At 61.7% G+C, this 26773-nt stretch carries 24 protein-coding genes; 14 read left to right on the plus strand and 10 right to left on the minus strand.

Annotation, left to right across the window (positions count from 1 at the left end; genetic code table 11):
- Positions 1-46: 46 nt before the first annotated feature.
- Complete coding sequence (locus tag CMV30_RS16105) at positions 47-664, plus strand: HNH endonuclease (protein WP_096056975.1); 618 nt, start codon at positions 47-49, stop codon at positions 662-664.
- 91 nt (positions 665-755) lie between these two features.
- Here the strand turns inward: CMV30_RS16105 and CMV30_RS16110 are convergent, their stop codons facing one another.
- From CMV30_RS16110 to glnD, 3 genes are all read right to left on the minus strand, one after another.
- Positions 756-935, minus strand: coding sequence for a hypothetical protein (locus CMV30_RS16110; RefSeq protein ID WP_096056976.1), 180 nt, complete (start codon positions 933-935; stop codon positions 756-758).
- 29 nt (positions 936-964) lie between these two features.
- Entirely contained in the window at positions 965-2719 is a 1755-nt protein-coding gene (locus CMV30_RS16115; protein WP_096056977.1) for a GAF domain-containing sensor histidine kinase, read from the minus strand.
- 157 nt (positions 2720-2876) lie between these two features.
- The gene (glnD, locus tag CMV30_RS16120) at positions 2877-5705 is read right to left on the minus strand and encodes a [protein-PII] uridylyltransferase (protein ID WP_096056978.1); all 2829 of its coding nucleotides are present in this window, start codon (positions 5703-5705) and stop codon (positions 2877-2879) included.
- 202 nt (positions 5706-5907) lie between these two features.
- Between glnD and CMV30_RS16125 the strand changes: the two genes are divergently transcribed.
- The 3 genes from CMV30_RS16125 to CMV30_RS16135 all read left to right on the plus strand — a co-directional run bounded on the left by CMV30_RS16125 (position 5908) and on the right by CMV30_RS16135 (position 9990).
- Positions 5908-8673: a valine--tRNA ligase gene (locus tag CMV30_RS16125; RefSeq protein WP_096056979.1), complete on the plus strand. Its 2766-nt coding sequence runs from the start codon at positions 5908-5910 to the stop codon at positions 8671-8673.
- Positions 8674-8876: 203 nt separating this feature from the next.
- The gene (locus CMV30_RS16130) at positions 8877-9590 is read left to right on the plus strand and encodes a phosphoadenylyl-sulfate reductase (RefSeq protein WP_096056980.1); all 714 of its coding nucleotides are present in this window, start codon (positions 8877-8879) and stop codon (positions 9588-9590) included.
- A 28-nt stretch (positions 9591-9618) separates the two neighbouring features.
- Positions 9619-9990, plus strand: coding sequence for an ankyrin repeat domain-containing protein (locus tag CMV30_RS16135; RefSeq protein ID WP_217494412.1), 372 nt, complete (start codon positions 9619-9621; stop codon positions 9988-9990).
- Between the two features lie 267 nt (positions 9991-10257).
- Here the strand turns inward: CMV30_RS16135 and CMV30_RS16140 are convergent, their stop codons facing one another.
- Positions 10258-11088, minus strand: a complete 831-nt coding sequence (locus tag CMV30_RS16140; RefSeq protein ID WP_096057828.1) for an MBL fold metallo-hydrolase — start codon at positions 11086-11088, stop codon at positions 10258-10260.
- A gap of 135 nt (positions 11089-11223) precedes the next feature.
- Here CMV30_RS16140 and CMV30_RS16145 point away from each other — a divergent pair, with 135 nt between their 5' ends.
- A complete protein-coding gene (locus CMV30_RS16145) occupies positions 11224-12009 on the plus strand; it encodes an SDR family oxidoreductase (RefSeq protein ID WP_096056981.1) in 786 nt (261 codons plus the stop codon).
- 166 nt (positions 12010-12175) lie between these two features.
- On the plus strand, positions 12176-13258 hold the full coding sequence (locus CMV30_RS16150) for a phytase (protein WP_096056982.1): 1083 nt from the start codon (positions 12176-12178) through the stop codon (positions 13256-13258).
- A gap of 131 nt (positions 13259-13389) precedes the next feature.
- Here the strand turns inward: CMV30_RS16150 and CMV30_RS16155 are convergent, their stop codons facing one another.
- Together CMV30_RS16155 and CMV30_RS16160 are read right to left on the minus strand one after the other, a co-directional pair.
- A complete protein-coding gene (locus CMV30_RS16155; RefSeq protein WP_096056983.1) occupies positions 13390-13599 on the minus strand; it encodes a hypothetical protein in 210 nt (69 codons plus the stop codon).
- A gap of 201 nt (positions 13600-13800) precedes the next feature.
- Positions 13801-14187, minus strand: a complete 387-nt coding sequence (locus CMV30_RS16160) for an Hsp20/alpha crystallin family protein (protein ID WP_096056984.1) — start codon at positions 14185-14187, stop codon at positions 13801-13803.
- Between the two features lie 312 nt (positions 14188-14499).
- Between CMV30_RS16160 and CMV30_RS16165 the strand changes: the two genes are divergently transcribed.
- Positions 14500-14874 carry a nucleotide pyrophosphohydrolase gene (locus CMV30_RS16165; protein WP_096056985.1) on the plus strand — a complete coding sequence of 125 codons (375 nt, stop codon included), beginning with the start codon at positions 14500-14502 and terminating at the stop codon, positions 14872-14874.
- A gap of 168 nt (positions 14875-15042) precedes the next feature.
- Here the strand turns inward: CMV30_RS16165 and rfaD are convergent, their stop codons facing one another.
- From rfaD to moeB, 3 genes are all read right to left on the minus strand, one after another.
- Positions 15043-16041 carry an ADP-glyceromanno-heptose 6-epimerase gene (gene rfaD, locus CMV30_RS16170; protein ID WP_096056986.1) on the minus strand — a complete coding sequence of 333 codons (999 nt, stop codon included), beginning with the start codon at positions 16039-16041 and terminating at the stop codon, positions 15043-15045.
- A 44-nt stretch (positions 16042-16085) separates the two neighbouring features.
- Entirely contained in the window at positions 16086-17018 is a 933-nt protein-coding gene (locus CMV30_RS16175; RefSeq protein ID WP_096056987.1) for an acetamidase/formamidase family protein, read from the minus strand.
- Positions 17019-17212: 194 nt separating this feature from the next.
- Complete coding sequence (gene moeB, locus CMV30_RS16180; protein WP_096056988.1) at positions 17213-18400, minus strand: molybdopterin-synthase adenylyltransferase MoeB; 1188 nt, start codon at positions 18398-18400, stop codon at positions 17213-17215.
- A gap of 89 nt (positions 18401-18489) precedes the next feature.
- Between moeB and CMV30_RS16185 the strand changes: the two genes are divergently transcribed.
- The 6 genes from CMV30_RS16185 (at position 18490) to CMV30_RS16210 (ending at position 23890) form a co-directional block, all read left to right on the plus strand.
- Positions 18490-19578, plus strand: a complete 1089-nt coding sequence (locus tag CMV30_RS16185) for a mannose-1-phosphate guanylyltransferase (RefSeq protein ID WP_096056989.1) — start codon at positions 18490-18492, stop codon at positions 19576-19578.
- A gap of 20 nt (positions 19579-19598) precedes the next feature.
- Entirely contained in the window at positions 19599-20036 is a 438-nt protein-coding gene (gene ruvX / locus CMV30_RS16190; protein ID WP_096056990.1) for a Holliday junction resolvase RuvX, read from the plus strand.
- Between the two features lie 8 nt (positions 20037-20044).
- On the plus strand, positions 20045-20866 hold the full coding sequence (gene truA, locus CMV30_RS16195) for a tRNA pseudouridine(38-40) synthase TruA (RefSeq protein ID WP_245844275.1): 822 nt from the start codon (positions 20045-20047) through the stop codon (positions 20864-20866).
- A 77-nt stretch (positions 20867-20943) separates the two neighbouring features.
- On the plus strand, positions 20944-21654 hold the full coding sequence (locus tag CMV30_RS16200) for a ComFC family protein (RefSeq protein WP_245844277.1): 711 nt from the start codon (positions 20944-20946) through the stop codon (positions 21652-21654).
- Positions 21655-21667: 13 nt separating this feature from the next.
- Positions 21668-22549, plus strand: a complete 882-nt coding sequence (gene accD / locus CMV30_RS16205) for an acetyl-CoA carboxylase, carboxyltransferase subunit beta (protein ID WP_096056991.1) — start codon at positions 21668-21670, stop codon at positions 22547-22549.
- 33 nt (positions 22550-22582) lie between these two features.
- Positions 22583-23890 carry a bifunctional folylpolyglutamate synthase/dihydrofolate synthase gene (locus tag CMV30_RS16210; protein ID WP_096056992.1) on the plus strand — a complete coding sequence of 436 codons (1308 nt, stop codon included), beginning with the start codon at positions 22583-22585 and terminating at the stop codon, positions 23888-23890.
- Positions 23891-23907: 17 nt separating this feature from the next.
- On the opposite strand, the gene CMV30_RS16215 is transcribed toward CMV30_RS16210, so the two are convergent.
- On the minus strand, positions 23908-26109 hold the full coding sequence (locus CMV30_RS16215; RefSeq protein WP_096056993.1) for an RNA polymerase sigma factor: 2202 nt from the start codon (positions 26107-26109) through the stop codon (positions 23908-23910).
- 233 nt (positions 26110-26342) lie between these two features.
- On the opposite strand from CMV30_RS16215, the gene CMV30_RS16220 reads away from it, so the two are divergent.
- The gene (locus CMV30_RS16220; protein ID WP_096056994.1) at positions 26343-26717 is read left to right on the plus strand and encodes a hypothetical protein; all 375 of its coding nucleotides are present in this window, start codon (positions 26343-26345) and stop codon (positions 26715-26717) included.
- Positions 26718-26773 lie beyond the last annotated feature (56 nt).

Below are 26773 nucleotides of genomic sequence, written 5' to 3' on the forward strand. Positions count from 1 at the left end.
CGCTCCTTGACACGTCTCTGGGGCGCTACTACGAACGCGTCCCGATATGGAGGCCGTACTCGATCAACCGGTGCTGGTCCTAAATCGCCTCTGGCAGGCGGTGAATGTGATCGGCGCCAAACGGGCCTTCGCGCTACTCGCGCGAGGACACGCCCACGTCGTTCATCACCACGAGGAAGATTTCCGAGTGTTCTCCATGATGGACTGGATCGATTTCTCGCGAAGCAATCCGCCGATCGCGGAGATGGAAACGGTCCACACGCCCAATCGGGTTATCCGTCTGCCGCGGGTGATCCTCCTATCGTTTTTCGACAAACTGCCGTGCAAGGAGCTGAAGCTGACGCGCAACAACGTGTTCGAGCGGGACAAGAATCACTGCCAGTATTGCGCGAAGGTTTTTCCGCGTGAAGAGCTGAATCTGGATCACGTGATCCCTCGGCATTATGGCGGGAAGACGACGTGGGAGAACATCGTGTGCTCGTGCATCAAATGTAATTCACGGAAGGCGAATCGGCTGCCGCATGAGGCGCACATGCGGCTGATTCGGAAACCAGTGAAGCCAAAGTGGAGGCCGGTGATCAGTCTCGTGTTGAACACGCAGCATCGGGAGATGTGGAAGGATTTCCTTGATGTGGCGTACTGGAACGTGGAGCTCGAAGAGTGAGTTGGTGTGGCCAGTGAGCGATGCGGTGCCGCTGGTGATTTGCGGCCTTTTGTTGAAGCGCGAAGAAGCGGAAGGCGTTTCGTGTTTATGCTTAGTCGCGAGGGGCCTGGCGGAGGGCGACGAAGATGACGGCGGCGGCGAACAGCGTGGAGCAGACGCCGAGAGCTTTCAGGTGCGGCGGGCGTGGGGCGCGAAGGACGAGAAATGTGCCCGCGAGCATGACGACGAGTGCGATGCGGAGGGACCAGAGCTGGCGGGGTGTGGCGGGCATGACGAGAGCGCGTGGTGTTATGTTGGCGATCAGGCCAAGGGAAGGGTGATGCGCATGGTGGTGCCTTGGGGGCTGCTGGCTTCGAGGGTGATGTCGCCGTGGTGGCTGAGGAGGATGCGTTTGGCGATGGCGAGGCCGAGGCCGGTGCCGTCGGGGCGGCCGGAGAGGAAGGAGTCGAAGATGCGGGTGCCGAGCTCTTCGGGGATGCCGGGGCCGGTGTCGGTGAGGTCGATGTGGACGTAGCGGGCAGGGCCGTTTTCCTCGGTCTGGCAGGTGATGGTGATGCCGCCGCCGTCGGGCATCGCCTGCGTGGAATTGATGAGGAGGTTGAGGAGGACTTGTTGTATCTGACCTTTATGGACGTCGACGACGAGGGCGCGGGCAGGGGGCTCGAAGCGGAGGTAGATTTTGCTTTGAGCGAGCTTGAGGCGGATGAGGACAATGGTGTCTTCGATGATGTCGGTGATGGGCCAGCGCGAGTGAAGGCTGGAGGGGGCTTTCGCGAAGTGGAGGACGCGGGTGACGATGGCTTCGAGCTGATCGAGCTTTTCGCCGATGACGCGGACATCGGTGCGGCGGGGATCGTCTTCGGGGAAGTCGAGGCCGAGGTAGCCGTAGAGGAGTTTGATCACCGTGAGCGGATTACGGATCTCGTGGGCGATCTCGGCGGCGAGGAGGCCGAGGGTGGTGAGCTGCTCGTTTTTGCGGAGGGACTCTTCGCTTTGGAAAACGCGGGAGTAGAGGCGGGAGTTTTGGAGGGCGACGGCGCCGAGAGATGCGAGGGCGGCGAGGAGGCGTTTTTCGTCGTTGTTGAAGCGGTGGACGTGGTCGGTGAAGACGGCGAGGACGCCGAGCACCTCGTTCTCATAGATCATCGGCGTGGCGAGAACGGAGCGGAGGGAGTCGTCGCGCGGGAGATCGACGAGATCGAAGAACTCAGGGCTCTGGATGTTGGCGAAATCGATCTGTTTGCGGGTGTGGATGGCGGCGGCGGCGAGACTGGTCTCGATGGGCGATTCGCGAGTGGAGGGGGCGGCGGGGTTGTTGCTGCTCAGGGATGCGAGGAGAACGATCTGGTGAGTGTCGTCGTAGAGATAGAGGGCGCAGGCGCGGCATTGAGTGACCTGGCGGGCGTCGCGGGTGACGGTGTCGAAGAGTTCTTGTTGTTCGATCTTGGATACGAGGGAGTGGCCGATGGTGATGAGGGTCTCGAGCTGCCGGGCTTTGCCGCGGAGCTGGCGGAGCTGCCAGAGGCGCGTCATGACGGCGGTGGCTTCCTGGGTGCAGAGGGTGAGGAGCTGGAGGTCGGGGTCGGTGAAGCCGCCGGTGACGTCGCTATCGACGTTGATGACGCCGAGGATCTGGCCGTTTTCCTCCATGGGGACGGCCATCTCGGCGCGGATCTCGGGGCGCATGGAAATGTAGCGCGAGTCGACGCTGACGTCGGGGACGAGTTGAGCGCGGCCGTGGAAGGCGACCCAGCCGGTAATGCCCTGGCCGAGGCGGAGGGCGACTTCGTCGCTTTCGGCGGGGAGACCTTGGTGGACCTCGATCTCAAGTTTGCCGCTGTCGGGATTGAGGAGAGAGATGGAGCCGCTGGAAGCGTGGAGGGCGGCGATGATTTCGGAGAGGATGTTGCGCAGGGCGAGGCGCGGATCTTCGGTGCGGCCGATGAGCGAGCTGATGCGGTAGAGCGCGGGAAGGGTGCGCGGATCGAACGTGCCGGGGGCACGTGAGGGCGAACTGGGAGGAGATGAATCGGGAGCCGACGGACTGCTATGCACGGCGGACAGGTTTATTTAATCGAAAGGGGTTATCGAGAAATTCCCTGTGGGTTGGCGGAGAAATGTGGGCGCGGATGGGAGAGACGCGTTGTGGGCGGTGGTCGTGTTTGACGCGGGGCGGACGAGAAGGCGGCGACGCGCCGCTCGCTGCGCGCCGCTACTTGGCGAGGGCGACGGCGGGGGTGGAGTGGCCGTTGACCGGTGGAGGCGTCGGCGGGGTGATGATTGCAGTGAGAGCGTCGCGTAGGGCGTGGAGGCGGCCGAGGTCTTCGGTGGCTTCGTGGTTGGCGCTCTCGATGTAGAAGGTGTCGATGGCGATATTACGCTCGGTGCCGATGCGGGCGAAGGTGATGTCGAAGCCGTGATCGTAGATGGTCTTGGCGAGGCGGTAGAGGAGTCCGATTTGGTCGTGCGCCTGGATTTCGACGATGGTGCGCTGCATCGAGAGCTCGTGATAGACGTCAACGGTCGGCGGGAAGGAGCTCTGAAACGTCTCGGGATTGTTGGCGGTGCCGGCGTAGCGGTTACCGAGTTTTTTAGATTGGGCGACGATGTCGGGATAGAGGTCTTTGCTGCCGACGAGCGCGTCTTCGACGGTTTTGGCGAAGGTTTCTGTGGATACGTGATTTTGGACGACGCCGCGGGCAGGCTCGACGACGTAGAACGTGTCGATGGCGATGTGGTCGGTGCGGGAAATGACTTTCGCGCCGAGGATGCTGAGGCCGGCGACGGAGAAGGCTCCGGCGAGTTTGTAGAAGAGGCCGGCGCGGTCCCAGGTGACGACATTGACGACGGTGAGGGAGCGGTTGAGGTCGTCTTTCCACTCGATGACGGGTTTGAGCGAGCCGACGGAATCGGCGGCGGTGATGGAGTGAAGAAGCTTGTTCACCATCTGGATGTGGAGGGCGATCTCGCTGGTATCCGTGTGGATGAAGTAGCGTTCCGGGAGGAGATTGAAGTGGGCGGTGATTTCATCCGCGCCGATGCCCGGGATCTTTTTGGAGATCAGCTCGTGGTGCTTCATTTGAGTGCGTTCAGAATTTCGGGATTCAACGGCTTCGCCGTGGATCAGGCGTTCGAGGGTGGCGCGATAGAGAGTGGTGTGGAGGGTGTCTTTGTATCCGTTCCAGAGCCCCCCGGCGGTGCCGCGGGCGTCGCAAAACGTGTGGACGTACAGATAGCGCAGCTTATCGGCATCGTCCACCAGCTCAGCGAATCCAGCGGATGTTTTCGGATCATCGACATCTCTCCTCTGCCAAAAGCGTGCCATGATGAGATGATTTTTGATGATGAAGGTGACAATCTCGGTGCTGGCGGGCTCGATGCCGAGGCGTTGAAGGATGGGAATGGCGATGCGGACGCCGCTTTCGGCATGGCCTTGGATGCCCTCGGCTTTACCGATGTCGTGGAGCAGGAGAATCAAATACAGGAGCGCGGGGTCAGGGGTTTCGTGGAGAGCCTCACGATATTTCGCGGCCATGGGTTCGACCTGGCTGAAGACGCCATCGAGTTCGCGAATGGCGTGCAGCGTGTGGATGTCGGCGGTGTAGCGGTGATAGAACTCGTGTTGAACGAGGCAGGTGAGTTCGGCGAATTCGGGGATGAAGCGGCCGAGGACGCCGAGGTCGTGCATGAGCTCGAGCGCGGGGAAGACGGCGCCGGCTTCGCTGAGGATGGCGCGGAAGCTGATGTTGGCGTCGGGGGAATTCTGGACGCGGCGGGTGATGAGCGGGAGCGATTCGCTGATGAGGGCCTGGAGGGCGAAGTCGGGTTTGATGTTGAGCTGCTGGCAGTGGCGGAAAAGGCGGATGAGGCGCGCGGGATCTTCCTGGAAGACGTCGGGCTTTTCGGCGGTGAGCTCGCTGCCGCGTTGAATGAAGCCGTCGATGCGGATGGTTTTCTGATGGCGGTATCCGCGCAAAACTTCGCGGAAGGAGACGCGCGAGACGGGTTCGAGGGAGAGGGCGAGGCGGTTTTCGAGAACGCGGGAGACGCGGAAGATGATCTGCGCGGCACGGTAGTAATCGTGCATGAACTGCTCTACGCGGCCGAGGAGGTTGTGATTGGTGTAGCCGAGACCGAGGGCGACGCGGGGCTGGGCTTCGAGGTTGAGAAGGTCAGTGGCCTTCTTGCTCTGGAAATGGAGTTCGTTGCGGACGCGCAGGAGGAATTCGTAAGCGCGCTGAAAATCGCGGCATTCATTTCGGCGGAGATGTTTTTGCTCCACGAGCTCGTCCATCTTTTTGATGCCGAGTTTCACACGGGCCATCCAGAGGGCGTTCTGGTAATCGCGGAGACCGCCGACGCCGTTTTTGATGTCGGGTTCCTGGAGGAAGACGGTGTTGCCGTACTTGGCGCGGCGGGAATTTTGGTCTTCGAGGCGGGCGGTGATGTAGCCGCGTGGGTCTTCTTTTTGGGAGAAGTTATCGTAGGCGGGGGCAAAGGTTTCGTAGAGGGATTCGGAGCCGGCGATGAGGCGGGACTCGAGCAAGGCGGTCTTGGTTTGGATGTCTTTGCGGGCTTCGGCGAAGACGTCGTCCACGGTGCGGGTGGAGTGGCCGACTTTAATGCCGCAGTCCCAGAGGACGTAGAGAATCTCGTTCACGAGATGCTCTTGGAGAGGTTTAACCGCGCTCAGTTTCGCCTTCGAGGGGAAGAGAAACATGATGTCGATGTCGCTGAACGGATTCAGTTCGCCGCGACCGTAACCGCCGAGGGCGACGAGGGAGACCGCGCTGGGAGTGGAGCCGTGCTGGCGCGTCCAGCTGGTGATGGCGTAGTCGAAAAGGTGGGCGAGCATCACATCGACCATGCCTGCGCGGGCGCGGGCGACGACGAGGCCGGATTCGCGGGCGTCGTGGCGCATACGGATCATAGCGCTTTCGAGGCGCAGGAAGGTCTTGCAGGCGGAGAGTCGCTGGGCGGTGGAGACCTCGCCGACGAAATTCAGACGCTCAAGGGCATGCTTTTGGATGCGGCCGATCATTTATGAAAAGGGGACATGAATGGGAAAAGACGCGTGGCGCAAAGCGGGAATTGGGCCGAAACCTAGGCGCAGGGTTGAGCGGGTGGTTTGCTCGGGGCATGACGCGGGCTGGGGCGGGATCGGAGCGGGCGGAGATGGTTAAACCACTTGCCACTCCCGGGGCGGGGCGGTTGTTTTCGCGGTTCTTATTTTGCACACGACCATGGCCGAAATCACCAAGAGCTACGAAGCCCGCGACGTTGAAAAGAAGTGGTATGCCGCCTGGCTGGAGGCGAAGGCCTTCGCCGGCAAAGCCGAGCCTGGCCAGGAGACGTACACGATCGTCATCCCGCCGCCGAACGTCACTGGCATCCTGCACATGGGGCACGTGCTCAACAACGCGCTGCAAGATGCGATGATCCGACGCGCGCGGCTCGAAGGCAAAGCGGCGTGCTGGATTCCCGGCACCGATCACGCGGGTATCGCCACGCAGACGATGGTGGAGAAGCATCTCAAGAAATCCGAGGGCAAGACGCGCTACGATCTGGGGCGCGAGGAGTTTTTGAAACGGGTGTGGTCGTGGCGCGACGAGAAGGGCGACATCATCCTCAATCAGCTGAAGCAGCTCGGGTGCTCGTGCGATTGGGATCGCACGCATTTCACGATGGACGCGGGTTACAGCCGCGCGGTGCTCAACTCGTTCGTGAAGCTCTTTGATCAAGGACTGATCTATCGCGGCAAGCGCATGGTGAACTGGTGCCCGGCGTCGCTCACGGCGCTGTCGGATGAAGAAGTCGAGATGCGCCCGACGAAAGGATTCATTTACAAACTGCGGTATGAGTTGGTTGAGCCGACGACGACGAAGGATGCGGACGGAAATGTCGTGCCGATGACGCATATCGTGCTGGAGACGACGCGGCCAGAGACGATCGCGGCGGACGTCGCGGTGGCGGTGCATCCGAATGACGAGCGCTACAAACATATCGTCGGGAAGAAAGTGTGGCGACCGCTGGGCGAGCGCGTGCAGATCCCGATTATTGCGGACGAGGCGGTCGATCCGGCGTTCGCGGCGGGTGCGCTCAAGGTCACGCCTGCGCACGACAAAGTGGATTTTGAAATCGGGCAGCGGCATGGGTTGCCGGTGATCGATGCGCTGAACGCGGACGGAACTTTGAATGAGTTCGCGGGACCTGAGATCGCGGGCATGGATCGTTTCGCGGGGCGCAAGAAGGCGGCGGAAGTGTTGAAGGAACGCGGTGCGTTGCTCGAAGAGAAGGCTTATGAAAATAATGTCGGCTATTCGCAGCGTGCGGGCGTGCCGATCGAACCGCGGCTCACCCAGCAATGGTGGCTGAAATATCCGCGCGTCGAGGAAGCGAAGGCGGTTGTGCGCGACGGCCTTATCCAGATGCACCCAGAGCGCTGGACGAAGGTTTACCTGAACTGGCTGGAGAACATTCAGGACTGGTGCATCAGCCGCCAGCTCTGGTGGGGGCATCGCATCCCGGTTTGGTACAAGAAGGGACTCGATCGCGAGACGCTGACGACGGCCGATCTCAACGATCCGGCGAAGATTCATGTGTCGCTGGATGGTCCGGCCGATCCGCAGAACTGGGAACAGGAGAACGACGTTCTGGATACGTGGGCGTCTTCCTGGCTCTGGCCGTTTGCGACGCTGGGCTGGCCGGAAGCGGCGGAGATGGAGAAGTCTGGTTTCAAGAGTTTTTACCCGACGACGACGCTCGCAACGGGTGCGGACATCATCTTCTTCTGGGTCGCGCGCATGATCATGGCGGGCTTGGAATTCGCGAAGCCGGGCGCGCCGGTAGAGCAGCGCATTCCGTTCAAGCATGTTTATTTCAACGGCATCGTTCGCGACAAGCAGGGGCGCAAGATGTCGAAAACGCTCGGAAATTCGCCTGATCCACTCGACCTGATCGCGAAGTACGGTGCGGACGGACTGCGCTTCGGTTTGCTCCAGATCGCGCCGCTCGGGCAGGACGTGAAGTTCGACGAGGACCGCATCGAGAGCGGGAAGAACTTCTGCAACAAGGTATGGAATGCCTGCCGTTTCCGCCAGATGAGCGGCGAGATGAGCGACAACTGTTCGCTCGCGGCGATTCTTTCGCGCGTGGATGCGAAGCAGCTCGATGATGACGATCATGCGCTGCTCGGCGCGTTGCTCGACACGATGAAGACGCTGGAACGCGGTTTTGCGGAATTCGAATTCGCGGGCGCGACGCAGCGGCTGTATTCGTTTTTTTGGAACGACTTTTGCGACTGGTATGTTGAGGTCGCGAAGGCGCGTTTGCAGGATGCGAACGCGAAGGCGCATGTGCTGGCGATCCAGGATCTCGTGATCCGCGAGTTCCTCCTGATGTTCGAGCCGTTCGCGCCGTTCATCACGGAAGAGCTGTGGCATCTGCTGGGCTACGGCGCAGAGAAGTCGCTGTTGCAGGACACGCGGATCGAGACGTCGGAGGGGTTTGTGAGCGCGCTGGCAAAGATTGGCGCGACGCTCGATCAGAGCGCGGCGGAGCGTGTGGCTGGATTGAAGACGTTCACCTCGCTGGCGCGTCAGTTGAAGGCCGAGCAATCGGTGGCGCAGAAGCGCGATGTGAAGTTCTTGGCGCTGGCTGATGCGGCGAACTGGGCGGTGCTGGAAAGCAATTCGTCGAAGATCGCGCGGTTGGTTGGCGCGGCTTCGGTGGAGCGCACGACTAGCGAACCGGCCTTGCCGGCGATCGTGACGCCGTACGGCACGCTGTATCTCGACACGGGCGTGAAGGTGGATGCGGCGGCGGAGAAGGCGCGTCTCACGAAGGAACTCGAAGCGATCACGAAGCATGTCTCCGGGACGGAAGCGCGTCTGGCGAATGTGGCGTTCACGAGCAAAGCTCCGGCGGCGGTGCTGGACGGCGCGCGTAAGCAGCTTGCAGAGCAGCAGGCGAAGCGGGCTGAGTTGGAGCGGTTGTTGAAGGCGCTGTGACCGTGCGAGCGGGAGGGACGGGTGTGGCTGCGTCCATGGAACGCGACCATACGCGCCCGGGCATTTTAGGTGAGACGGAATGGACGACACTGAGGTCGTCCATCCATAAAGCATTGGAGTTTAGTGACGTAGCAGAGGTGTGGTAAAAATAGGGTTCAATCTTTACTTAAGACATGTCCTAAGTAGTTTCATTGACCTAAGAAATGAGTACGACCGAAACCGCAGCTGTGTCCCTCGACCTTGAAAAACTCAGTGCGGAGGACCGGGTGAAGTGGGCGGTGGAGCAGTTTGGCGACGGGCTCGTGATGACGACGAGCTTCGGGATTCAAGCGGCGGTGATGCTCCATTTGGTGACGCGTGTGGCGCCGAAGATTCCCGTGATCTTCATCGATACCGGTTATTTGTTTCCGGAGACGTATAAATTCGCGCGGGATCTGACCGAGTCGCTTGGCCTTAACATCAAGAAGTACGTGCCAGCCATGACTGCGGCTGAGCAGGAGGCGCTTCATGGGAAGCAGTGGGAGCAGGGGATCGACGGGCTGAAGCGGTATAACTTTATCAACAAGGTTGAGCCGATGGATCGCGCAGTGCGCGAACTCGGTGCGACGGCCTGGCTGGCGGGTTTGCGCCGCACGCAGGGCAGCACGCGCGAGGCGCTGAAGGTCGTGCAGCAGCAGAACAAGATCACGAAGGTTCACCCGATCATCGATTGGGATAACCGCACGGTGCATCGCTATCTGACGCAGCACGGGCTCAATTATCATCCGCTGTGGGATCAGGGGTATGTGTCGGTCGGTGACTGGCACAGCACGACCAAGCTGCTCGACGGGATGAAGGAAGAGGACACGCGTTTCGGCGGTCTCAAACGCGAGTGCGGGCTGCACGAGACCAGCGGCAAAGGAGATTTTCAGATCTGAGGCTTGGGGCAACTAGTGCCTGGCAAAGATGTCGTTCCTCTCTCGATTGTTTCCACGGAAGATCATGTCGGAGGCTGACGCATTATCGGCGCTGAAAGTTTCTGTCGTGCAGAGTGATACGCAGCGAATCAAAGAGCTCATCGCGCAGTATCCGAGTTTGCTGGAGAAGTCTGACGTGAAGGGGATGAGGCCACTTCATTGGGCGAGCGAAGCTCAGTCGCTTTCGAGCATCGCGTGCTTGGTGGATCTTGGTGCTGATGTTACCCAGAAAGAGGCAATGGGGTATACGCCGGAACAGATCGCATATTGGCATGGGGAGTTTCGGATGGGTGCCTACACCGACGTGTGCTTGAAAATCGTCGACCGCTTAAAGAAGAGTCCGACTGCGGAAAACACCTGACAGGCAGCGGCCATCTAAGGTCGTGGCTCAGCACTAAGCGTTCGGTTCTTTCGATTTCGCTTAGCCCAACGCGGAACAACCCAAACCCCTACTGCGCTCCAGAAACAAACAAACGAGGCAGCGAGCGCTACGTTGCTGGCTGTTTTGAGATGGGACTGGTCTGCGGGCCCTGTGCCCGAGGCCCAGCCCCAGAAAAGCGATAGGTAGAAAAGCCACGCCGAGACCAGCAGTAGAACTATGGAGAGCGCTACCTTCATTGCTGACTGATCAATACGCCAGAAACGGGTTGTGCTTCCGCTCTTGGGCGACGGTCGTGAGCGGGCCGTGGCCGCAGGCGAGGACGGTGTCGGCGTAGAGGGTGAGGATGTGGCGGCGGTTGTTGGTCAGCGCTTCCGAATATAGCGCGGGCGTGGGTGCGCCGCCCATCGATGCGGCGAAGATCGAGTCGCCGACGACCGCGAGCGGGTACGAGAGGCCGGTGATGAAATAGGTGACGCCGCCGGGAGCGTGGCCGGAGGTCAGGAGCGTTTTGATGGCGAAGGGGCCGAGGTGGAAGAAGGCGCCGTCTTTGAAGGTTTTTGCGGCGGGGAAATCGACGGGCTCGCGTTCAGAGGCCCAGACTTCGGCTTTGGTCGCATCGACGACTTTCGCGAGGTCGGCGATGTGGTCGTCGTGGGTGTGGGTGAGGAAGATGGAGCGGAGGTTGAGTTTTTCGGAGCTGACGAGCTCGAGGAGATTATCGCCGCTGGCGCCGGGGTCGAAGATGGCGGCGTGGCGGGTGCGTTCGTCCCAGATGATGTAGCTGTTCACCGTCATGTCTTCGAACTTGCCGTTGAAGGCTGCGAAGCCGGTGCGGAAGACGGGTTGCGTCGGATACCAGGATTTTTTGCCGAGCTGGCAGAGGGCGTCGGCGTGGAGGCGGAGATGTTGGGCGACGCGGCGGGCGGCGACTTCGTGAAAGGTGCCGGATTTGAGCGCGGCGAGGTCGGCGGGCGTGATTTGGGCGCGGTGGGCGAGTTGTTCGTCGGTGATTCCGAGGCCACGCTGGGCTTTGTTGATCACGTCGTCGTAGTTGTCCTCAAGAGGGATGCGGGCCATGCGGGAGATAACGTGGGCGGGGGCGGCGTGGAGCAAGCGGAATGGCCGGGGCGGCGCGAGGTCGCGGCGGGCGCGGACACCTGCGTTTTGCTTTGCCTCGGGAGTGGGCGGGCGGCTTTCTGCGTTTTTCACTCTATGAGCTCCCCTGACTATCTGAACTCTCTCTTTTCACTCGCTGGCAAGGTCGCTGTCGTCATCGGCGGCACGGGCGAACTTTGCGGCGCGATGGCTTCGGGCCTTGCGGGTGCTGGCGCGGAAGTCGTGCTGGTGGGGCGCAATGAAGAGAAGGCCAAGGCGCGTCTCGACAAGATCGCGGCGGCGGGCGGCAAGGCTTATTTCGTGTCGGCCGAGGCAAGCAGCAAGGCGGAGATCGAAGGACTGCTGGCCAAGGTGCTGGAGCGCTCGAAGAAGATCGATATCGTCGTGAATGGCGCGGGCGTGAACTCGGCGACGCCGTTTTTCGACATCAAGGAAGACGAGTTCGAGCGCATCGTGCAGATCAACTTGAAGGGCGTGTTTCTCGGTTCGCAGATTTTCGGCAAGTATCTCGTCGACCGCGGCGAGGGCGGCTCGATCATCAATCTCGGCTCGATGTCGGGTGTGGTGCCGTTGTCGCGGGTGTTCACCTACTCGGCGACGAAGGCAGCGGTGCATAATCTCTCGAAGAACCTGGCGCGTGAGTGGGCGCCGAAGAAGGTGCGCGTGAACACGCTGGTCCCGGGCTTTTTCCCGGCGGAGCAGAACCGCAAGGTGCTCACGCCGGATCGCGTGAACAGCATCATGGGGCACACGCCGATGAAACGCTTCGGCGAGGCGGGCGAACTGATCGGCGCGACGCTGCTGCTGGCGAGCGATGCGGGCAGCTTCATCACGGGCGCGGAGATCATCGTGGACGGCGGTTATCACGCGATGACGATTTGAGTGAACTGATGAGCACGAACGTGCTGCTCTGAATTTGAAGACGGAAGCCGTCGGCCCTGAGTTGGGTCGGCGGCTTTTTTGCGGATGGATGAGAAGCCGTTCGGCCGTTGCGAAGATGTAACACTCTTGGGCGCGACATTTGGGCGGTGGTGCGTGTTGTGGGCGCATGGTTACATTTCGTCGGTCCCTGTTTTTTGTTTCTGTTAGCGCGTTGCTGGCTTCGGTGGCGTGCTCGTCGCCACAGTCATCGTCGGTGGCGCGAATCGCTCCTGTGCGCGTGACGGAGGCGGTGCAGTTCGATTCGGATGATCCGGCGATCTGGGTTAACCGGGCCGATCCGGCGAAGAGCTTGATCATCGGGACGGACAAGGAGACGGGCGGCGGGCTTTATGTGTTCGATCTGGAGGGGAAGATCATCCGCGAGAAGACGGTGAGCGGGTTGCAGCGGCCGAACAACGTGGATCTCGAATACGGGCTGATGCTCGGCGGGAAGCCGGTGGACATCGCGGTGACGACGGAGCGGTTGACGAACAAGCTGCGGATCTTCGCGGTGCCGACGATGGCGGCGGTCGATGGCGGCGGGATCGAGGTGTTCGTCGGAGAGACGTTGCGCGATCCGATGGGGATTTCTCTCTATAAGCGCGCGAGTGACGGGGCGGTTTTTGCTATCGTCGGGCGCAAGAGCGGGCCGTCGGGGAGTTATCTGTGGCAGTACCGTCTGGAGGACGACGGCGCGGGGGCGGTGAAGGCGACGTTGGTGAGGAAGTTTGGTGCGTACAGTGGAAAGAAGGAGATCGAGTCGATCGCGGTCGATGACGCGGCGGGGTACGTTTACTACAGCGATGAGATGGCGGGTGTGCGCAAGTACGCGGCCGATCCGGATGCGGCGGAGGCGGGGCGTGAACTGGCGTTTTTCGGGCAGAAGGACTTCGCGCGGGATGTGGAGGGCGTTTCCATTTACGAGGTCGATGCGGCGACGGGGTACATACTCGTTTCGGACCAGCAGCGGGACACGTTTAATATCTACAGGCGCGAGGGAGATGCGGCGGGTGCGCATGTCCATACGCTCGTGAAGACGGTGTCACTTTCGACGTTGGAGAGCGACGGGAGCGAGGTGACGAGCGCGGCGTTGTCGTCGGCGTTTCCGGGCGGGCTGTTCGTGGCGATGTCCACGGACAAGACGTTTCACTTCTACTCGTGGGAGCAGATCGCGAACGCGCCGGGGGAGCAGTTGAAGAGCCGGAAGTAGGCGGCTGAGGAAAAAAAGAGGCCGGACTTTTTAAGAGTCCGGCCTCGGGAAATTAAGCTGACTGGCGCGAGTCGAAGGCGTTCTACAGGCGCGGCTGGCGGGGCCAGCGAGCCGGAAGATCGCCTTCCGACTTACTTGGTACTTGAGGGCTGTTCTTTGGCGCGGCCGGAGAATTGGGCGGTGAAGGGAATGTCGGACCAGATCTGGGCGGCTGAGGGAAGGCTGATGGCGGGCGCGCGGAAGATCGGGCGGTTCCATTGCACGTCGTACTGAGGGACAACGAGAACGGTGGTGGGCTCGCTGGAAGGAGGCATGGTGTTTTCTGGAATGAAGAGAGGCATGGGCTACAAGGGGGTTAGGTGGTTGATAAAACGTCACGCCGGGGGCGCGGCTTTAACACTTTTAGTTGAAAAACAAATCCCGGAACTGTTCCGAAAATCACAGAAAAAAATGCCCGGTTCGCGAGATTGTCACAGACGACCAGTGTAGGGCCGGGACTGCGACAAACGCGCGAAACCGGGAAAGGGTTATCGAGCGAAAACTCAGGCGACGCGGCGGTGGGCGAGCGAGCCGGTGGCTTTACGCGGGAGTGTGACGGTGAGCACGCCATCCGCGATCTCGGCGCTCATGGCGTCGTGGTCGAAGCCGTTGCCCACGCGGAGCGAGAGCTGGTAGTCGCGCTGAGCGCCTTCGAGGTGGAGGGCGGACCAGTTGACGCGCACGAAGTGAGATTTCCGGGCGGTGACGACGAGGTCGGGGCCGCGAAGGGTGATCTCGACGCCCGAGGCTTCGACGCCGGGGACGTAGACCACGACCTTCATGGCGTCAGCCTGCTGCGCGCAGTCGTAATGAGGGTTCCGGAAATCTCCGGAGACAACATTGAGGCGGCTGTGAGCAGTGGCTTTGAACGGATGGATGATCGTGTGCATATACGTGGTTACTTGGCTCCTCTCTTCGAGAAGGCCGGGCTTTTTCAGGAGGTGAACTGGGTCCGATTAGTCGGAGGTTCAGGCCTGGAAGCCCGCGCCGGTTTTTTGCTGTTGGGTCCAATTTTGACGAACCTGTCGCATCATGGCGCAGCAGTACGCGGAGGCCTTCGTGAACGAAGCGCCTGCGTGGCAGCGATGATGTTTGGAGGACAGTGTCATGAGTGAACGATTACAGCTATCGACTTTAGCAGCCCTTGGGCCAAGCACTAATTCTTGTCGAAAAAAGTTTTCACGCGGCTGTAACGTGAGCGCATGAAAACGCTGACAGATGCGGAAACGACGCTGGCTGAATTGAAAACGCGGGTGCTAGCCTTCGCGAAAGAGCGGGACTGGGAGCAGTTTCACGCGCCGAAAAATCTCAGCATGGCGCTGGCGGCAGAGGCGGGGGAGCTCATGGAGCATTTCCTCTGGGCGGAGACCAACGCGTCGCGGGAGATCGTGCGCGATCCAGCGAAGCGGGCGAAGATCGAGGAGGAGCTCGCGGACGTGGTCATCTACGCGCTGGAGTTCGCGAACATCGCGGGGATCGACGTGGCGGCGGCGATCCAGCGGAAGATGGCGGCGAATGCGGAAAAGTATCCGGTGGAGAAGGCGCGCGGGCGTTCGGACAAGTATACGGATCTGTGAGCGCGGAGCTGTGATTTGCAGCCAGCGAAGCAGCGGCTGGCTGCGTATTGCGATGCTGAATGCCGCAGGCGATGATTCGAGCGGAGGAGTTGGGGCAGAGCGGTTGGTGTGCGCGAGCCGCTCCGGCGCGTTAAGGCTAACGCGCCCTAACTTCGGAGGCTGCGTGAATCAGTCGCCGAGTTTTTTACCGGTCGCGAGGTAGCCTTGGACGTAGTCGCGGACGGATTCGGCGAGGGGAGTCATCGCGCGGGTGTAGCCGGTGGCGCGGAGTTTGGAGATGTCGGCGAGGGTGAAGTACTGATACTTGCCGCGGAGAACCTCGGGCATGTCAATGAACTCGATGCTGGGTTCGCGGCCGAGGGCGGCGAAGATGGCGCGGGCGAGGGTGAGCCAGGTGTTGGCTTCGCCAGAGCCGAGGTTGTAGAGGCCGCCGCTGGTGGTGGCTTTTTCGGCGAAGTGGAGAGTCATCTCGACGGCGTCTTTCACGTAGAGGAAGTCGCGCATCTGTTCGCCGTCCTTGTACTCGGGTTTATGGCTCTTGAAGAGCTGCACGCGGCCGGTGACGAGGATCTGCTGGTAAGCCTTGTTCACGAGGCTGCGCATGTCGGCTTTGTGATCTTCGTTCGGGCCGAAGACGTTGAAGTATTTCACGCCGACGATCTGGTCGAGGAAGCCGTGGCGCTGCGCGTAGAGATCGAAGAGGTGCTTCGAGTAGCCGTACATGTTGAGCGGACGGAGCGCGTGGAGATCGGCGGTTTTGTCGTCCATGCCTTGCGCGCCGTCGCCGTAGGTGGCGGCTGAGGACGCGTAGATGAAGCGGCCTTGCTGGGCGAGGGTCCAGGCGGCGAGTTCCTTGGTGAACTCGTAGTTGTTGTCGCCGAGGTAGGTCGCGTTTTTCTCGGTCGTGGCGGAGCAGGCGCCGAGGTGGAAGACGGCGGAGAATTTGCCGAAGGCGCTGGCTTGCGTGTGGAGGCGCTGACGGAAGTTTCCGGCGTCGATGTAGTCGGCGAATTTGAGGGGAACGAGATTCTTCCATTTCTCGTCCTGGCCGAGCAGGTCGGTGACGACGATGTCGGTGATGCCGCGTTTGTTCAGCGCGTGGATGAGTGCGCTGCCGATGAAGCCGGCGCCGCCAGTGACGAGAATACGACCGTTCAGAGAACTCATGAGGGCGACACGCTAGAGGCGCGGCGGCGCGGATGACACGGACTTTATTTATCGAAGATCGCCTCGGGGAGATAGCCGGTGACGGTGGTGGTGGGGACGTTCACGAGCTGGCTGATGCGGAGGTCGAGGACGACGCTGCAGAGTGTGTAGGCGAGCTCGGGCGTGAGGCCGAGGCGGGCGACGAGATACTCGATGGCGCGGCGGACAACGCGTTTGCAGGCCTCGCGGGGATTTTCGTCGGACTCGATGAAGAGGTGCCAGGGCTTGGTCTGGTAGCGTGGCGGGACGAGTGGGTTGGGACAGATCGCGTACGGCGCCGCGAGCGGGGCGTTTTTGAGGAGATTGATCTGAAAGGTGACGCTCATGGGCGCTTCCATGCCGTTGATACAGACCTCGCCGTCGCCCTGGGCGGCATGACAATCGCCGGCGAGCAGGTTCGCGCCGGGAGTGAAGACGGGAAGATAGAGCGTGGTGCCGGCGGTGAGGTGGCGGACGTCCATGTTGCCGCCGAAGGGGCCTGGGGCGCGGGTGCGGAACTCGCCGGGTTCGGCGCGTTGGACGCCGATGATTCCGGCGAACGGATGAAGATCGAGGGTGACGCCGGGTATGGAGCGCGTCTGGTGGCGTTCGAGTTCCCAGATGAAGAGGTGATGCTCGGGGAAGTCGTCGGATAATAAACCGAGTCCAGGGATGAGGCTGGTCCAAGCCCAGCCACGGTGTTCGTAGGACTCGATGATAATTTCTAGGCGGTCACCGGGCTCTGCTCCGGCGATGGCAACGGGGCCGGTGAGTGCGTGGACTTTGAGCGGATCGAAGTGGGCTTTGAAGTCGGTGGCGTTCCAGGTGGGCTTCACTTGATAGCCGCTGGAGTCGGCCATGTGCAGGGTGATGCGCTCGCCGGAGTTGATTGTGATGCGCGGGGGCGTGGAGTTGTCCCAGCGGTGAATCAAGACGGAGTCGTCCAGCGTGTGGTGCATGTGGAGTGTGGTGAAACCAATTAGAATGTGATCGTCAGCGTGAAGCGTGCCGCTGGGGCGGTTGAAGGACTCTAAGAAGTGATCGGCAAAGGGATTCCTTCAGGCTAATCCCGGAGGCTCTTCGTCTTTTCGGTGTAGGCGGGATTTGCAGCTGACTTAGGTTTACATGAGCAGCTACAGTCGAAGCGACCCGGTCAGTAGCGGCGGAGAGTTGGGTCGATCTGGAGCGACCAGGCATCGATGCCGCCGGCGACGTTGGTGACGGCGGTGAGGCCGCGGCTGCGGAGGAATTCGGTGACGCGCATGCTGCGACCGCCGTGGTGGCAGTGGATGAGCAGGTGTTTGTCCGCAGGGAGATCGCCGAGGTGTTCGGGAATCTGGCGCATCGGGATGTGTTGCGCACTGGGGATACGGCAGATTTCGACTTCGTGGGCTTCGCGGACGTCGATGAGGACGGTGCCGTTGGGATTGGTTTCGAGGAGGCGTTTGGTTTCCTCGACGGAGATTTCGAGCGGGTGGGTTTCGTTGCTCATGGATGAAGGGGATGACGTGGAGGCCGCGGGTGTTTCGCAGGTGGTCTGGTAGTTTTCGGAGTGAAGCGCAGTGATCTTCGGGGAGCGTCCGCAGAGGGGGCAATCGGGATCGCGGGGGAGGGTGATGGTGTTGAACTGCTGGCGGAGCGCGTCGTAGGTCAACATGCGGCCGATAAGTGGCTCGCCGAAACCGGCGATAAGCTTGATTGTCTCCAAAGCCTGGAGACTGCCGATGACGCCGCAGAGCGCGCCGACGACGCCGGCTTCGCCGCAGTTGGGAACCGACCCGGCGGGCGGAGGCTCCGGGAAGAGGCAGCGGTAGCAGGGGCCGCCGCGCGCGGGATCGAAGACGGCGACCTGGCCCTCGAACTTGAAAATGCTGCCGTACACGAGCGGCTTTTTGGCGAGGAAGGCGGCGTCATTGTTGAGGTAGCGGGTGGCGAAGTTGTCACTGCCGTCCACGATGACGTCGTAGCCGGAAAACAACGGCATGGCATTTTTCACGGTGACGCCGTCGAGGAGGGGAACGACGCGGACGAAGGGATTGATGTCGGCGAGGCGGTCGGCGGCGGAGTCGGTTTTTAGTTTTCCGATGGAGCTGGTGCCGTGGAGGAGCTGGCGCTGAAGGTTGTGCTCCTGGACGCGGTCGAAGTCAGCAATGCCGATCGTCCCCACGCCTGCGGCGGCGAGATAGAGCGCGGCGGGGCTGCCGAGGCCACCGGCGCCGACGATGAGGACCTTGGCGGCGGCGAGCTTTCGCTGACCTTCGACGCCGATTTCATCGAGGAGGATGTGGCGGCTGTAGCGGGCGAGTTCAGCAGGCGAGAGCGTAGGCAGCGGCGCGGACATGGAAGCGCGTAACAGAGTGGTTTCGGGCGGTGTCGCAAATGAATTTGCGCCATGCGCGAGGCCCGCTCATAGGTCGCGGCTTTCATACTATGCCGCAACAATTCGTCGTCATCATCGCCGGGGGAAAAGGGGAACGTTTCTGGCCTGCAAGCCGGGCGCAGCGTCCCAAACATTTGCTGCCGATCGTGGGCACCAAACCGATGCTCGCGCAGACGCTCGACCGGGTGCGCCCGCTTGTTTCCGCGAAGAATACTTACGTGATCACCAGCGCCGTGCAGGAAGATGCCGTGCGCGAGGTGTGCTCGAAATTGCCGAAGGCGAACATCATCGCGGAGCCGGTCGGTCGTGACACGGCGGCGGCGGTGGCGCTGGCGGCGGCGGTGATCGCGGCGCGCGATCCGAAGGGCGTGTTCGCGGTGTTGCCCGCGGATCACATCATCCACGACGCGAAGTCTTATCAGCGTGATTTGAAGGCGGCGTTTGCGGCGGCGACTGAAGCCGAAGTGATGGTGACGATCGGTATCCCGCCGACCGAACCGGCGACGGGTTTTGGCTACATCCAGCAGGGCGAGAAGTGGAAGAGTTTTGAGCGCCGTCCGGTTTTTAAGGTGAAGCGTTTCGTGGAAAAGCCGTCGCTCGATGTGGCGAAGGGTTATCTGGCTTCCGGCGATTACGTGTGGAACGCGGGGATGTTTGTGTGGCAGGCGTCGGTCGTTTTTGCGGCGCTGGCTGCGCACACGCCGGAGCTGAATGCGGGTGTGGCGCCGATCCGTGCGGCGCTGGCGAAGGGCAAGCCGCTCGGGCCGGTGCTCAAGAAGATTTATCCGACGCTCGTGAAGATCTCGGTGGATTACGCGCTGCTGGAAAAGTCGGCGAACGTGGTGGTGCTGCCGTCGTCTTTTGACTGGGGTGATGTGGGCTCGTGGCCAGCGGTGCCGGATCACTATCCGAAGGACGCGGCGGGCAATGTCTCGAAGGGCCTGGCGATTATCGAGCAGGGCAAGGGTAACATCGTGTTTTCGTCGGATGGGCATCTCACCGCCGTGCTGGGCGCGGATGATTTGATCGTGGTGAACACGCCTGACGCGACACTGGTCGCGCCGAAGTCGAAGGCGCAGGAGATCAAGCTGCTGCTGAAGCGCATCGAGGCGCTGAAGAACGGGCAGAAGTGGCTTTAATTTGAGCCGTTGACCGCACGATGAAGTGTCTGGGCATTGATTGGGGTGAGCGCCGGATCGGGCTCAGTTTTGGAGACGAGATCGGCGTCGCCACTCCGTTGCCCGCGCTCATCGATGCCGATGCGGACAAGCGCTGGGCGGAGCTGGGGAAAATCATCCGTCAGCGGAGGATCACGGATTTGGTCGTGGGGTATCCGCTAAACATGGACGAGACGGAAGGGTTCAAGGCGAAGGAGGTGGAGAAGTTCGCGCGGCGGCTGGACGCGGAGTTCAAGCTGCCGGTGCATCTCGTGGACGAGCGGCTGACGTCGTATGAAGCGGAGTCGTCGATTCCGAAGTCGAAGCGGCGTGAGGTGCGGGCGAGCGGGCTGATCGATTCGCGCGCGGCGACGATTATTTTGCAGGATTTTCTGGAGGAGAATCTGTCGCTGCCACCGCCGCCGGAGGATCTGCCGTGAGTGGCGGCGTGAAGACGCCGGACGCGAGTGGCGATAGTGAAGACGATCCGCGCGGGCCGAGGAAGCCGCATGTGCCGGAGGCGCTGCCTGCGGGTGTGACGCGGTGGAAATGTGTGTGCGCGTACGATGGGACGAGCTTTGCGGGCTGGCAGAGTCAGCCGGGCGGGACGGCGATCCAGGATGTGATCGAGGCGCGGATCGCGCAGATTTTTGGCGGACTGATCCGCATCAACGCGAGCGGGCGGACGGATGCGGGCGTGCATGCGCACGGGCAGGTTTTTCATTTCGATGCGGCGTGGAGGCACGGGCCGGAGAAACTGCGGGCGGCGTTGCGCGTGGGGCTGCCGCCGGGGATTCAGATCAAATCGGTGCGCGCGGTGACGGCGGACTTTCATTCGCGATTTTCGGCGGTGGGGAAGACGTATGTTTATCATATCCATCTCGGAGATGCGGATCCATTCACGCGGCCGTTCTCGTGGGTGATCGAGCGGCCGATCGATCTCGAGGCGATGGCGAAGGGCGCGGCGGTGTTGGAGGGGAAGCATGATTTCCGCGCGTTCTCGGCGCTGAACGGGCCGCCGAAGGAAGACACGGTGCGCGATCTGCGACGGTTCGATCTGGTGAAGCGCGGAAAGCATGTGCGCATCACGGCGACGGCGGATGGGTTCATGTACAAGATGGTGCGCAGTCTGGGGGGCGCGCTGGTGTCGGTCGGTTATGGCAATCTTTCGGTGGAGCAGCTGGGGGAATTGTTGAAGACAGGGAAACGGGTGGCGCGGGTGGAGACTGCGCCGCCGCAAGGCTTGTTTTTGATGAAGGTGTTTTATTGAGTCGCGGCATGGCGATTCAGGGATGCGAGGGGAGCGCGCGGAACTGGCGCGCGAAAATTCGTGAGTGTGCGGGCGGGTTGCTTCCGTTCGTGGATCTGGCGTTTCCGCCGGGCTGCGTGAGTTGCGGGGAGCTGGTGGAGGGATCGGGTTACCGGCATCTGTGCGTGGCGTGCGCGGGTAAGATCGATTTTGTGGAGGAGCCGGCGTGCGTGACGTGCGGGCATCCGTTTTATGGAGACGTGGAGGGCGAGCGGATGTGTCCGCATTGCGAGGGGATGCATCCGGCGTATCGCGAGGGGCGGACGGCGGTGTTGTTCAAAGGTGCGGCGCGGGCGCTGGTGCATGAGTTGAAATATCACCGCGGGCTGCACGTGCTGGAGGACATCGCGGAGGTTTTCCGGCGGTCGGAGCGGGTGATGACGTTGGTCGCGGATGCGACGCTGATCCCGGTACCGTTGCATCCGCGGAAGAAGCGGGAGCGCGGGTACAACCAGAGCGAGTTACTCGCGGAGGCGTTGGTGAAGGCGTCGGGCGGGCGCGCACGGATCGAGGCCTTGTTAAGGCGTGTAGTGGACACGGCTTCGCAGACGGGATTTGACCGGAAGACGCGCCGGACGAACCTGAAAAATGCCTTTGCACTGACTCCGGGCGGCCTCATAACGCCGGGACACCATTACATTCTTGTCGACGATGTTTTCACCACAGGTTCAACGCTCAACAGCTGCGCAGGCGTTCTTCGCCGCGCGGGTTGCCTGAACCTCGATGTCGTCACGTTTGGACACGGTTAAACTCCCTCCCTCCATGTCGATGTTTAGTAAGCCGAAGTATTCGACCGCCGTCGTCAAAAAGAAGGACATCCCCAAGGGTCTTTATACCAAAGACCCGATCTCCGGGGAAATCGTCTTTAACAAGGAGCTCGAGGACAACCTGATGGTAGTCCCGAAATCCGGATACCATTTCCCGATCGGTGCGCGGCCCCGCATCGCAGCGCTGTTCGACGAAGGCACGTTCAAGGAAGCCGACGAGAGTCTTCGCTCGGCGGATCCGCTGAAGTTCGTGGATTCGGCGCGTTATCCGGATCGCATCAAAAAGTACGAAAAGGAAAGCGGGCTCAAAGAGGCCGTGATCTGCGGGACGGGGGATATTTATGGAATCCCGGTGTCGGTCGCGGTGATGGATTTTCGTTTTTGCGGGGGCGCGATGGGGTCGGCGGTCGGTGAGAAAATCACGCGCGCGATCGAGGTCGCGTTGAAGAAAAAAATCCCGTGCCTGATTTTTTCGGCGTCAGGCGGCGCGCGCATGCAGGAAGGTATTTTCTCGCTCATGCAGATGGCGAAGACGAGCGCGGCGCTCGGGCGTCTCGCGGAAGCGAAGCTGCCGTTCATCTCGATCCTCACGCATCCGACGATGGGTGGGGTGACGGCGAGTTTCGCGACGCTGGGCGATGTGATCCTCGCGGAGCCGGGGGCGCTGGTGGGATTTGCCGGCGCGCGTGTCATCAAAGACACGGTGAAGCAGACGCTGCCCGCGGGTTTCCAGACGGCGGAGTTTTTGCAGAAGCACGGGCTGGTGGACCAGATCGTGCCGCGTCACGAGATGCGCGAACGCATCGCGGATTTGCTCGGCGCGCTGTTCTTGCGGAAGCCGGTTGTCTCGAAGGCTGAGCCGGCGAAGGCGGGCTGAGCTGGCGAAGCAGCGGCTTCAGGTCGCATCGATATGCCGGCCATCGTGCTCAACGATTATCCTGCGGTGCAGGACTATCTCTTCGCCCTGAAAGCGAAGGGCGTGAAGTTTGGCATCGACCGGATGCAGTCATGGGTCGGTGCGCTCGGGCATCCGGAGCGGAAGACGCCGGTTATCCATATTGCGGGTACAAACGGGAAGGGGTCGGTGGCGGCGATGCTGGAGGCAATTTTTAGCGAGGCGGGTTGGAAGACCGGGCTCTACACGTCGCCGCATCTGGTACGGCTGGGCGAGCGCGTGCAGGTGGGGCGGAGGATTTTGAGCGAGCGTGAAATCACGACGTACACGAACGAGCTGAGGGTGATCGCGGAAGACGTGTCGCGGGAAAATCCGGACGATCACCCGAGTTTTTTCGAGTTCATGACGGCGATGGCGTTTCTCCAGTTCGCGCGGGAGAAGTGCGATATCGCGATCGTTGAAGTCGGCATGGGCGGGCGCCTGGATGCGACGAACGTGGTAGTCCCGGAAGTCGCGGTGATCACGAGTATCGGGCTCGATCACACGGAGTTTCTCGGGGACACGATTGAAAAGATCGCGGCGGAGAAAGCGGGCATCATCAAGCACGGGCGGCCGGTGGTGATCGGGGTGCTGCCGGAGGCGGCGGACCGCGTGATCCGGGCGATCTCGAAAGAGAAGCACGCGCCGCTGTACAGTGTGCGCGAGGCGTTGGGGGATTTTTCGGAGGCTTACCCGCGGACAAATCTGGAGGGGGATTATCAGCGCGTGAATGCCGCGACGGCGGCGCTGGTCGCGCGGTTGCTGCAAGCGACGTGGCGGTTCACCGAGGAATCGGTGGCGCGTGGGTTGATGAAGGTGCGCTGGCCGGGGCGTTGGCAGCGGATGACGCTGGGCGGGCGTAGCCTGATCCTGGATGCGTCGCACAATCCGGAAGGCGCGGGGACGCTCGAAAAGAATCTAGCGCGGCTGGTGAAGGAGACGGGGCGCGCGCCGGTGGTGGTTACTGGCGTGCTGGGTGCGGCGCGGGCGAAGGCGTTAATCGAGACGATCAGCCGCTATGCGAAGGAGATTCACTTTGTGATCCCGCAGCAGGCGAGGGCGTGCTCGTTTGAGGAACTGGAGGCGCTGGTGCCGAGGACGTTCTCGGGTGCGGTGAAGCGGACGACGGTGGCGGAAGTTTTTCCCGGATCGGGCGTGGCGTGTCGCGTGGGTGGACCGGAAGATACGGTGGTCGTGACGGGATCGATTTATCTGCTCGGGGAAATTTTTGCGCGGATTGAGCCGGAGCGCGGGGCGGGCGAGGGGCGGTTGCAGGATTTTTGAAGATTGGTCGTGTTTGATCAGTCACCGCCGCGCTTGCGGGACTCTGCGATGGCTTGGGCGACTTGAGCGTTAAAGCGAGAGTTAGAGCCGCCGTTGGCGACCGTGCGGAAGAGCCCGGCCTGTTGCGAAGTCAGCCGGTTGGCGGCGGCCTGATCGATGAGTTTCCAGTCGAGGCTATTGAGCTCTACGGAGCCGCCATTCGCGAAGTTGGTGCTTTGGGTGACGATGGATTGGGTGAGCTGGTCGATTTGCGAAACGGTCAGCGGCATTTGTTCGGTGGCGGCGAGACCGGCGAACGCCTTCACCAGCAAGCGCGCGGGCTGAGTGCGCTCGTACTGACGTAGATTTTTTAGAAGAGCGGGGCCGAGGAGCGTATTGAGCGTGGCAGTTTCTTGCTGGTAGGACTGATTCAAAAATCCAGCGGGCTGCTGTGGGCGATCCGGAGAATTGCGGATGGCGATGACGTCGAGTGCATCTTCGTTGAATTGCGCTTTGGTCGCGAAGAAGGCTTCGGTCTGAGTGGGCGAGAGGGCTGCGTGGCGGAGGAAATCCTGGTACTCGACCTCGGTTGTAGCGCGATTGGCGGCGAGCTGCAGATTTTGCAGACGTGGGGCGCTGGAAACGGTGGCCATCACGGTCTTGCCGGCGGGCAGCGGACTGCTCTTGGGCATGGCTTCGTTCAATGCGAGATTGTACTCCGACTGAGCCTTGAGCTGGGCGATAACAGAGAGCGCGGATGCGGATAACTGGCCGGTCAGCGCGGTCTGAACTTTCCCCCAATCTTGCTGGAGAAACGTCCGTTTGAAATCGGTGTGAGCGAGGATCGTGCGCTGAAGCGTGTCGATCTGGACGGCGCTTAGCGGCTGGTCGGTTGTGGTGAGCGCGGCGGCGATGGCGATGGTGCTTTCGCGGACGGAGAGTTCGCGGCGATGTTTTTGGAAGGCTTGGAAGCCGGCCGGGCCCAGCAATTCGCGCAGTGCGGCCTGAATCGTTCGCATCTCAAGCCCGGAGCCCGCGGGGAGGCGGAGGTGCGGTTCTGAACTGCGATGTGGGAGAGAGAAATGCAAGTTCTCACGCAGAAGGCTCCGGAATCTTTCAATTTGGGCGGGGCTCAGCTGCAGTTCGCGGTAGAGGGGCAGGTATTTGAAGTCGGTCTGGGCGTTGGCCCAGGCGATGAGGTCGGTGACGACTTCGGGGTGGCGGAGGAGGAACTCGCGACCAGCGAAGACCGCTGGGTCTTCGGTGTGCGGGGCGGCGGCTGGAGCGCGTGTTTGCGATGCAGACGTGAGCAGGGAACTGGCGGTGGAGGTTGGCTGCGCGGGACCGGTGGTGCTGGAGGAAGTCGTGATCGTCGTGGAAGCGATGAGGGTTGGAGCTGCGCTTGGAGTTCGTGGTGTGGCCGGATGGGAGGTCGGCGCGATGGTTGATGCAGCGGCGGCGGAGTACGTGCGCGTGACGGGGATGACGAGTGCGGCGCAGAGGCTAGCAAGAACGACGGTGGTGGCGACGATGGGGTGAGCGGTCATGAGGTTGAGCAGGGGGAGGGCGAGGGGAACGGGCGGGAGGGCGAGAACGCTGCCGACAATGGTGGTGGCGACGGCGGCGGGGGCGGTGGCGAGAGCGTTGTTGGCGAGGAGGAGGGTGAGGGCGGCGCTGGTGGAGGTGAGGCCGCGGCGGGCGAGGAGGGTGCGAAGCTTGTCGAGGGCGCGGTCCACTCTCATGCGGGCGGCGTCTTCGGAGAGGCGGAGTTGGGCGCCGATTTCGGCGAAGGGTTTTTGCGCGATGAAGCGGAGGAGGATGGCGGCGCGGTCGGTTTCGGAGAGTTGGTCGATGGTGTCGTCGAGAATTGGAGACAGGCGGCTCCAGTCGGTGGTCGTATTGAGGGCGCTGGATGCGGATGCATTGATTTCATTCATGGCGGAGGCGGCGGCTTCGCGGGTTTTGCGGCGGCGTTCGCGGCGGACGGTGCTGGCGGCTTCGTTGCGTGTCGTGGTGTAGAGCCAGGCGGTGAGGAACGGGTGATTGGCGAGGGCGCGGGACTGGCGGGCGAGGGCGATGAAGACGGCCTGGGCGACGTCTTGCGCGAGGTGGGTGTCGAAGCCGACGCGGCGAAGGGCGGACGAGTAGACGCCGTCGAGGTGACGGCGGACGAGCTCGGCGAAGGCGGATTCGGAGCGGTCGGCGGCGTAACGGCGGAGGAGTTCGGCGTCGGTGAGCATTTATGGTCTGCTCAGTGGTAGCCGTTGAGGGGAAAACCGAACAAAGAATTTTTTCATACGAGGCGTGGCGGCGGATCGCTTTGGGCGCGAAATGCGGGGGAAGTAGTGGCGGAAGTTGTTGGTCGAAGCGGGTGGGCGGTTTTGGGCAGCGCGAGGGCTGGCATGGCGGAAGCTAAATTGAAGGAGCATCACCAGCACCGTTTTTCCCGCAGCCACGCGGGCTTTCCTGCCGCATGAATTACAACCGACGACAGCTTGATGAGATCGCCCGGCAACTGATCCGGGATGGGTATTTTTTCTACCGCCATGACTTCGTGTGGGGGTTCACGCCGTCGTTTAGGAACGTGAAGGGCACGCATTTCTACTTTATCGCGGATGGAGAGATTTTAACGCCGCGGCAGATGTACACGCATCTGGTAAAGACGTGGATTCCGGCGAATGCGGAAGAGCAGATGTTTTTCCAGAACCGGCTGACGGCGCATTTCGCGGCGCTGCCTGGGAGCGTGCCGGGCTGGCATGGGATGAATCCAGCGGAGATGATGGCGTCGGAGATGTTTCAGCAGGCGGGCGCGATGGATGGGGAGCACGCGGGGGCGTACGCGGTGTGAGTTGGCGGGGGCGGCCGATTGAGGGAATCGGACTACGAGTGAGGCCCGCTAATGGA

Source organism: Nibricoccus aquaticus (assembly GCF_002310495.1).
GTDB classification, from domain to species: Bacteria; Verrucomicrobiota; Verrucomicrobiia; order Opitutales; family Opitutaceae; genus Nibricoccus; species Nibricoccus aquaticus.

Excerpts from the sequence above, each read along its gene's own strand:
- CMV30_RS16105 (WP_096056975.1), top strand. The coding sequence starts at position 47 with ATGGAGGCCGTACTCGATCAACCGGTGCTGGTCCTAAATCGCCTCTGG.
- CMV30_RS16110 (WP_096056976.1), bottom strand. The coding sequence starts at position 935 with ATGCCCGCCACACCCCGCCAGCTCTGGTCCCTCCGCATCGCACTCGTC.
- glnD (WP_096056978.1), bottom strand. The coding sequence starts at position 5,705 with ATGATCGGCCGCATCCAAAAGCATGCCCTTGAGCGTCTGAATTTCGTC.
- CMV30_RS16125 (WP_096056979.1), top strand. The coding sequence starts at position 5,908 with ATGGCCGAAATCACCAAGAGCTACGAAGCCCGCGACGTTGAAAAGAAG.
- CMV30_RS16130 (WP_096056980.1), top strand. The coding sequence starts at position 8,877 with ATGAGTACGACCGAAACCGCAGCTGTGTCCCTCGACCTTGAAAAACTC.
- CMV30_RS16135 (WP_217494412.1), top strand. The coding sequence starts at position 9,619 with ATGTCGTTCCTCTCTCGATTGTTTCCACGGAAGATCATGTCGGAGGCT.
- CMV30_RS16140 (WP_096057828.1), bottom strand. The coding sequence starts at position 11,088 with ATGGCCCGCATCCCTCTTGAGGACAACTACGACGACGTGATCAACAAA.
- CMV30_RS16145 (WP_096056981.1), top strand. The coding sequence starts at position 11,224 with ATGAGCTCCCCTGACTATCTGAACTCTCTCTTTTCACTCGCTGGCAAG.
- CMV30_RS16150 (WP_096056982.1), top strand. The coding sequence starts at position 12,176 with ATGGTTACATTTCGTCGGTCCCTGTTTTTTGTTTCTGTTAGCGCGTTG.
- CMV30_RS16155 (WP_096056983.1), bottom strand. The coding sequence starts at position 13,599 with ATGCCTCTCTTCATTCCAGAAAACACCATGCCTCCTTCCAGCGAGCCC.
- CMV30_RS16160 (WP_096056984.1), bottom strand. The coding sequence starts at position 14,187 with ATGCACACGATCATCCATCCGTTCAAAGCCACTGCTCACAGCCGCCTC.
- CMV30_RS16165 (WP_096056985.1), top strand. The coding sequence starts at position 14,500 with ATGAAAACGCTGACAGATGCGGAAACGACGCTGGCTGAATTGAAAACG.
- rfaD (WP_096056986.1), bottom strand. The coding sequence starts at position 16,041 with ATGAGTTCTCTGAACGGTCGTATTCTCGTCACTGGCGGCGCCGGCTTC.
- CMV30_RS16175 (WP_096056987.1), bottom strand. The coding sequence starts at position 17,018 with ATGCACCACACGCTGGACGACTCCGTCTTGATTCACCGCTGGGACAAC.
- moeB (WP_096056988.1), bottom strand. The coding sequence starts at position 18,400 with ATGTCCGCGCCGCTGCCTACGCTCTCGCCTGCTGAACTCGCCCGCTAC.
- CMV30_RS16185 (WP_096056989.1), top strand. The coding sequence starts at position 18,490 with ATGCCGCAACAATTCGTCGTCATCATCGCCGGGGGAAAAGGGGAACGT.
- ruvX (WP_096056990.1), top strand. The coding sequence starts at position 19,599 with ATGAAGTGTCTGGGCATTGATTGGGGTGAGCGCCGGATCGGGCTCAGT.
- accD (WP_096056991.1), top strand. The coding sequence starts at position 21,668 with ATGTCGATGTTTAGTAAGCCGAAGTATTCGACCGCCGTCGTCAAAAAG.
- CMV30_RS16210 (WP_096056992.1), top strand. The coding sequence starts at position 22,583 with ATGCCGGCCATCGTGCTCAACGATTATCCTGCGGTGCAGGACTATCTC.
- CMV30_RS16215 (WP_096056993.1), bottom strand. The coding sequence starts at position 26,109 with ATGCTCACCGACGCCGAACTCCTCCGCCGTTACGCCGCCGACCGCTCC.
- CMV30_RS16220 (WP_096056994.1), top strand. The coding sequence starts at position 26,343 with ATGAATTACAACCGACGACAGCTTGATGAGATCGCCCGGCAACTGATC.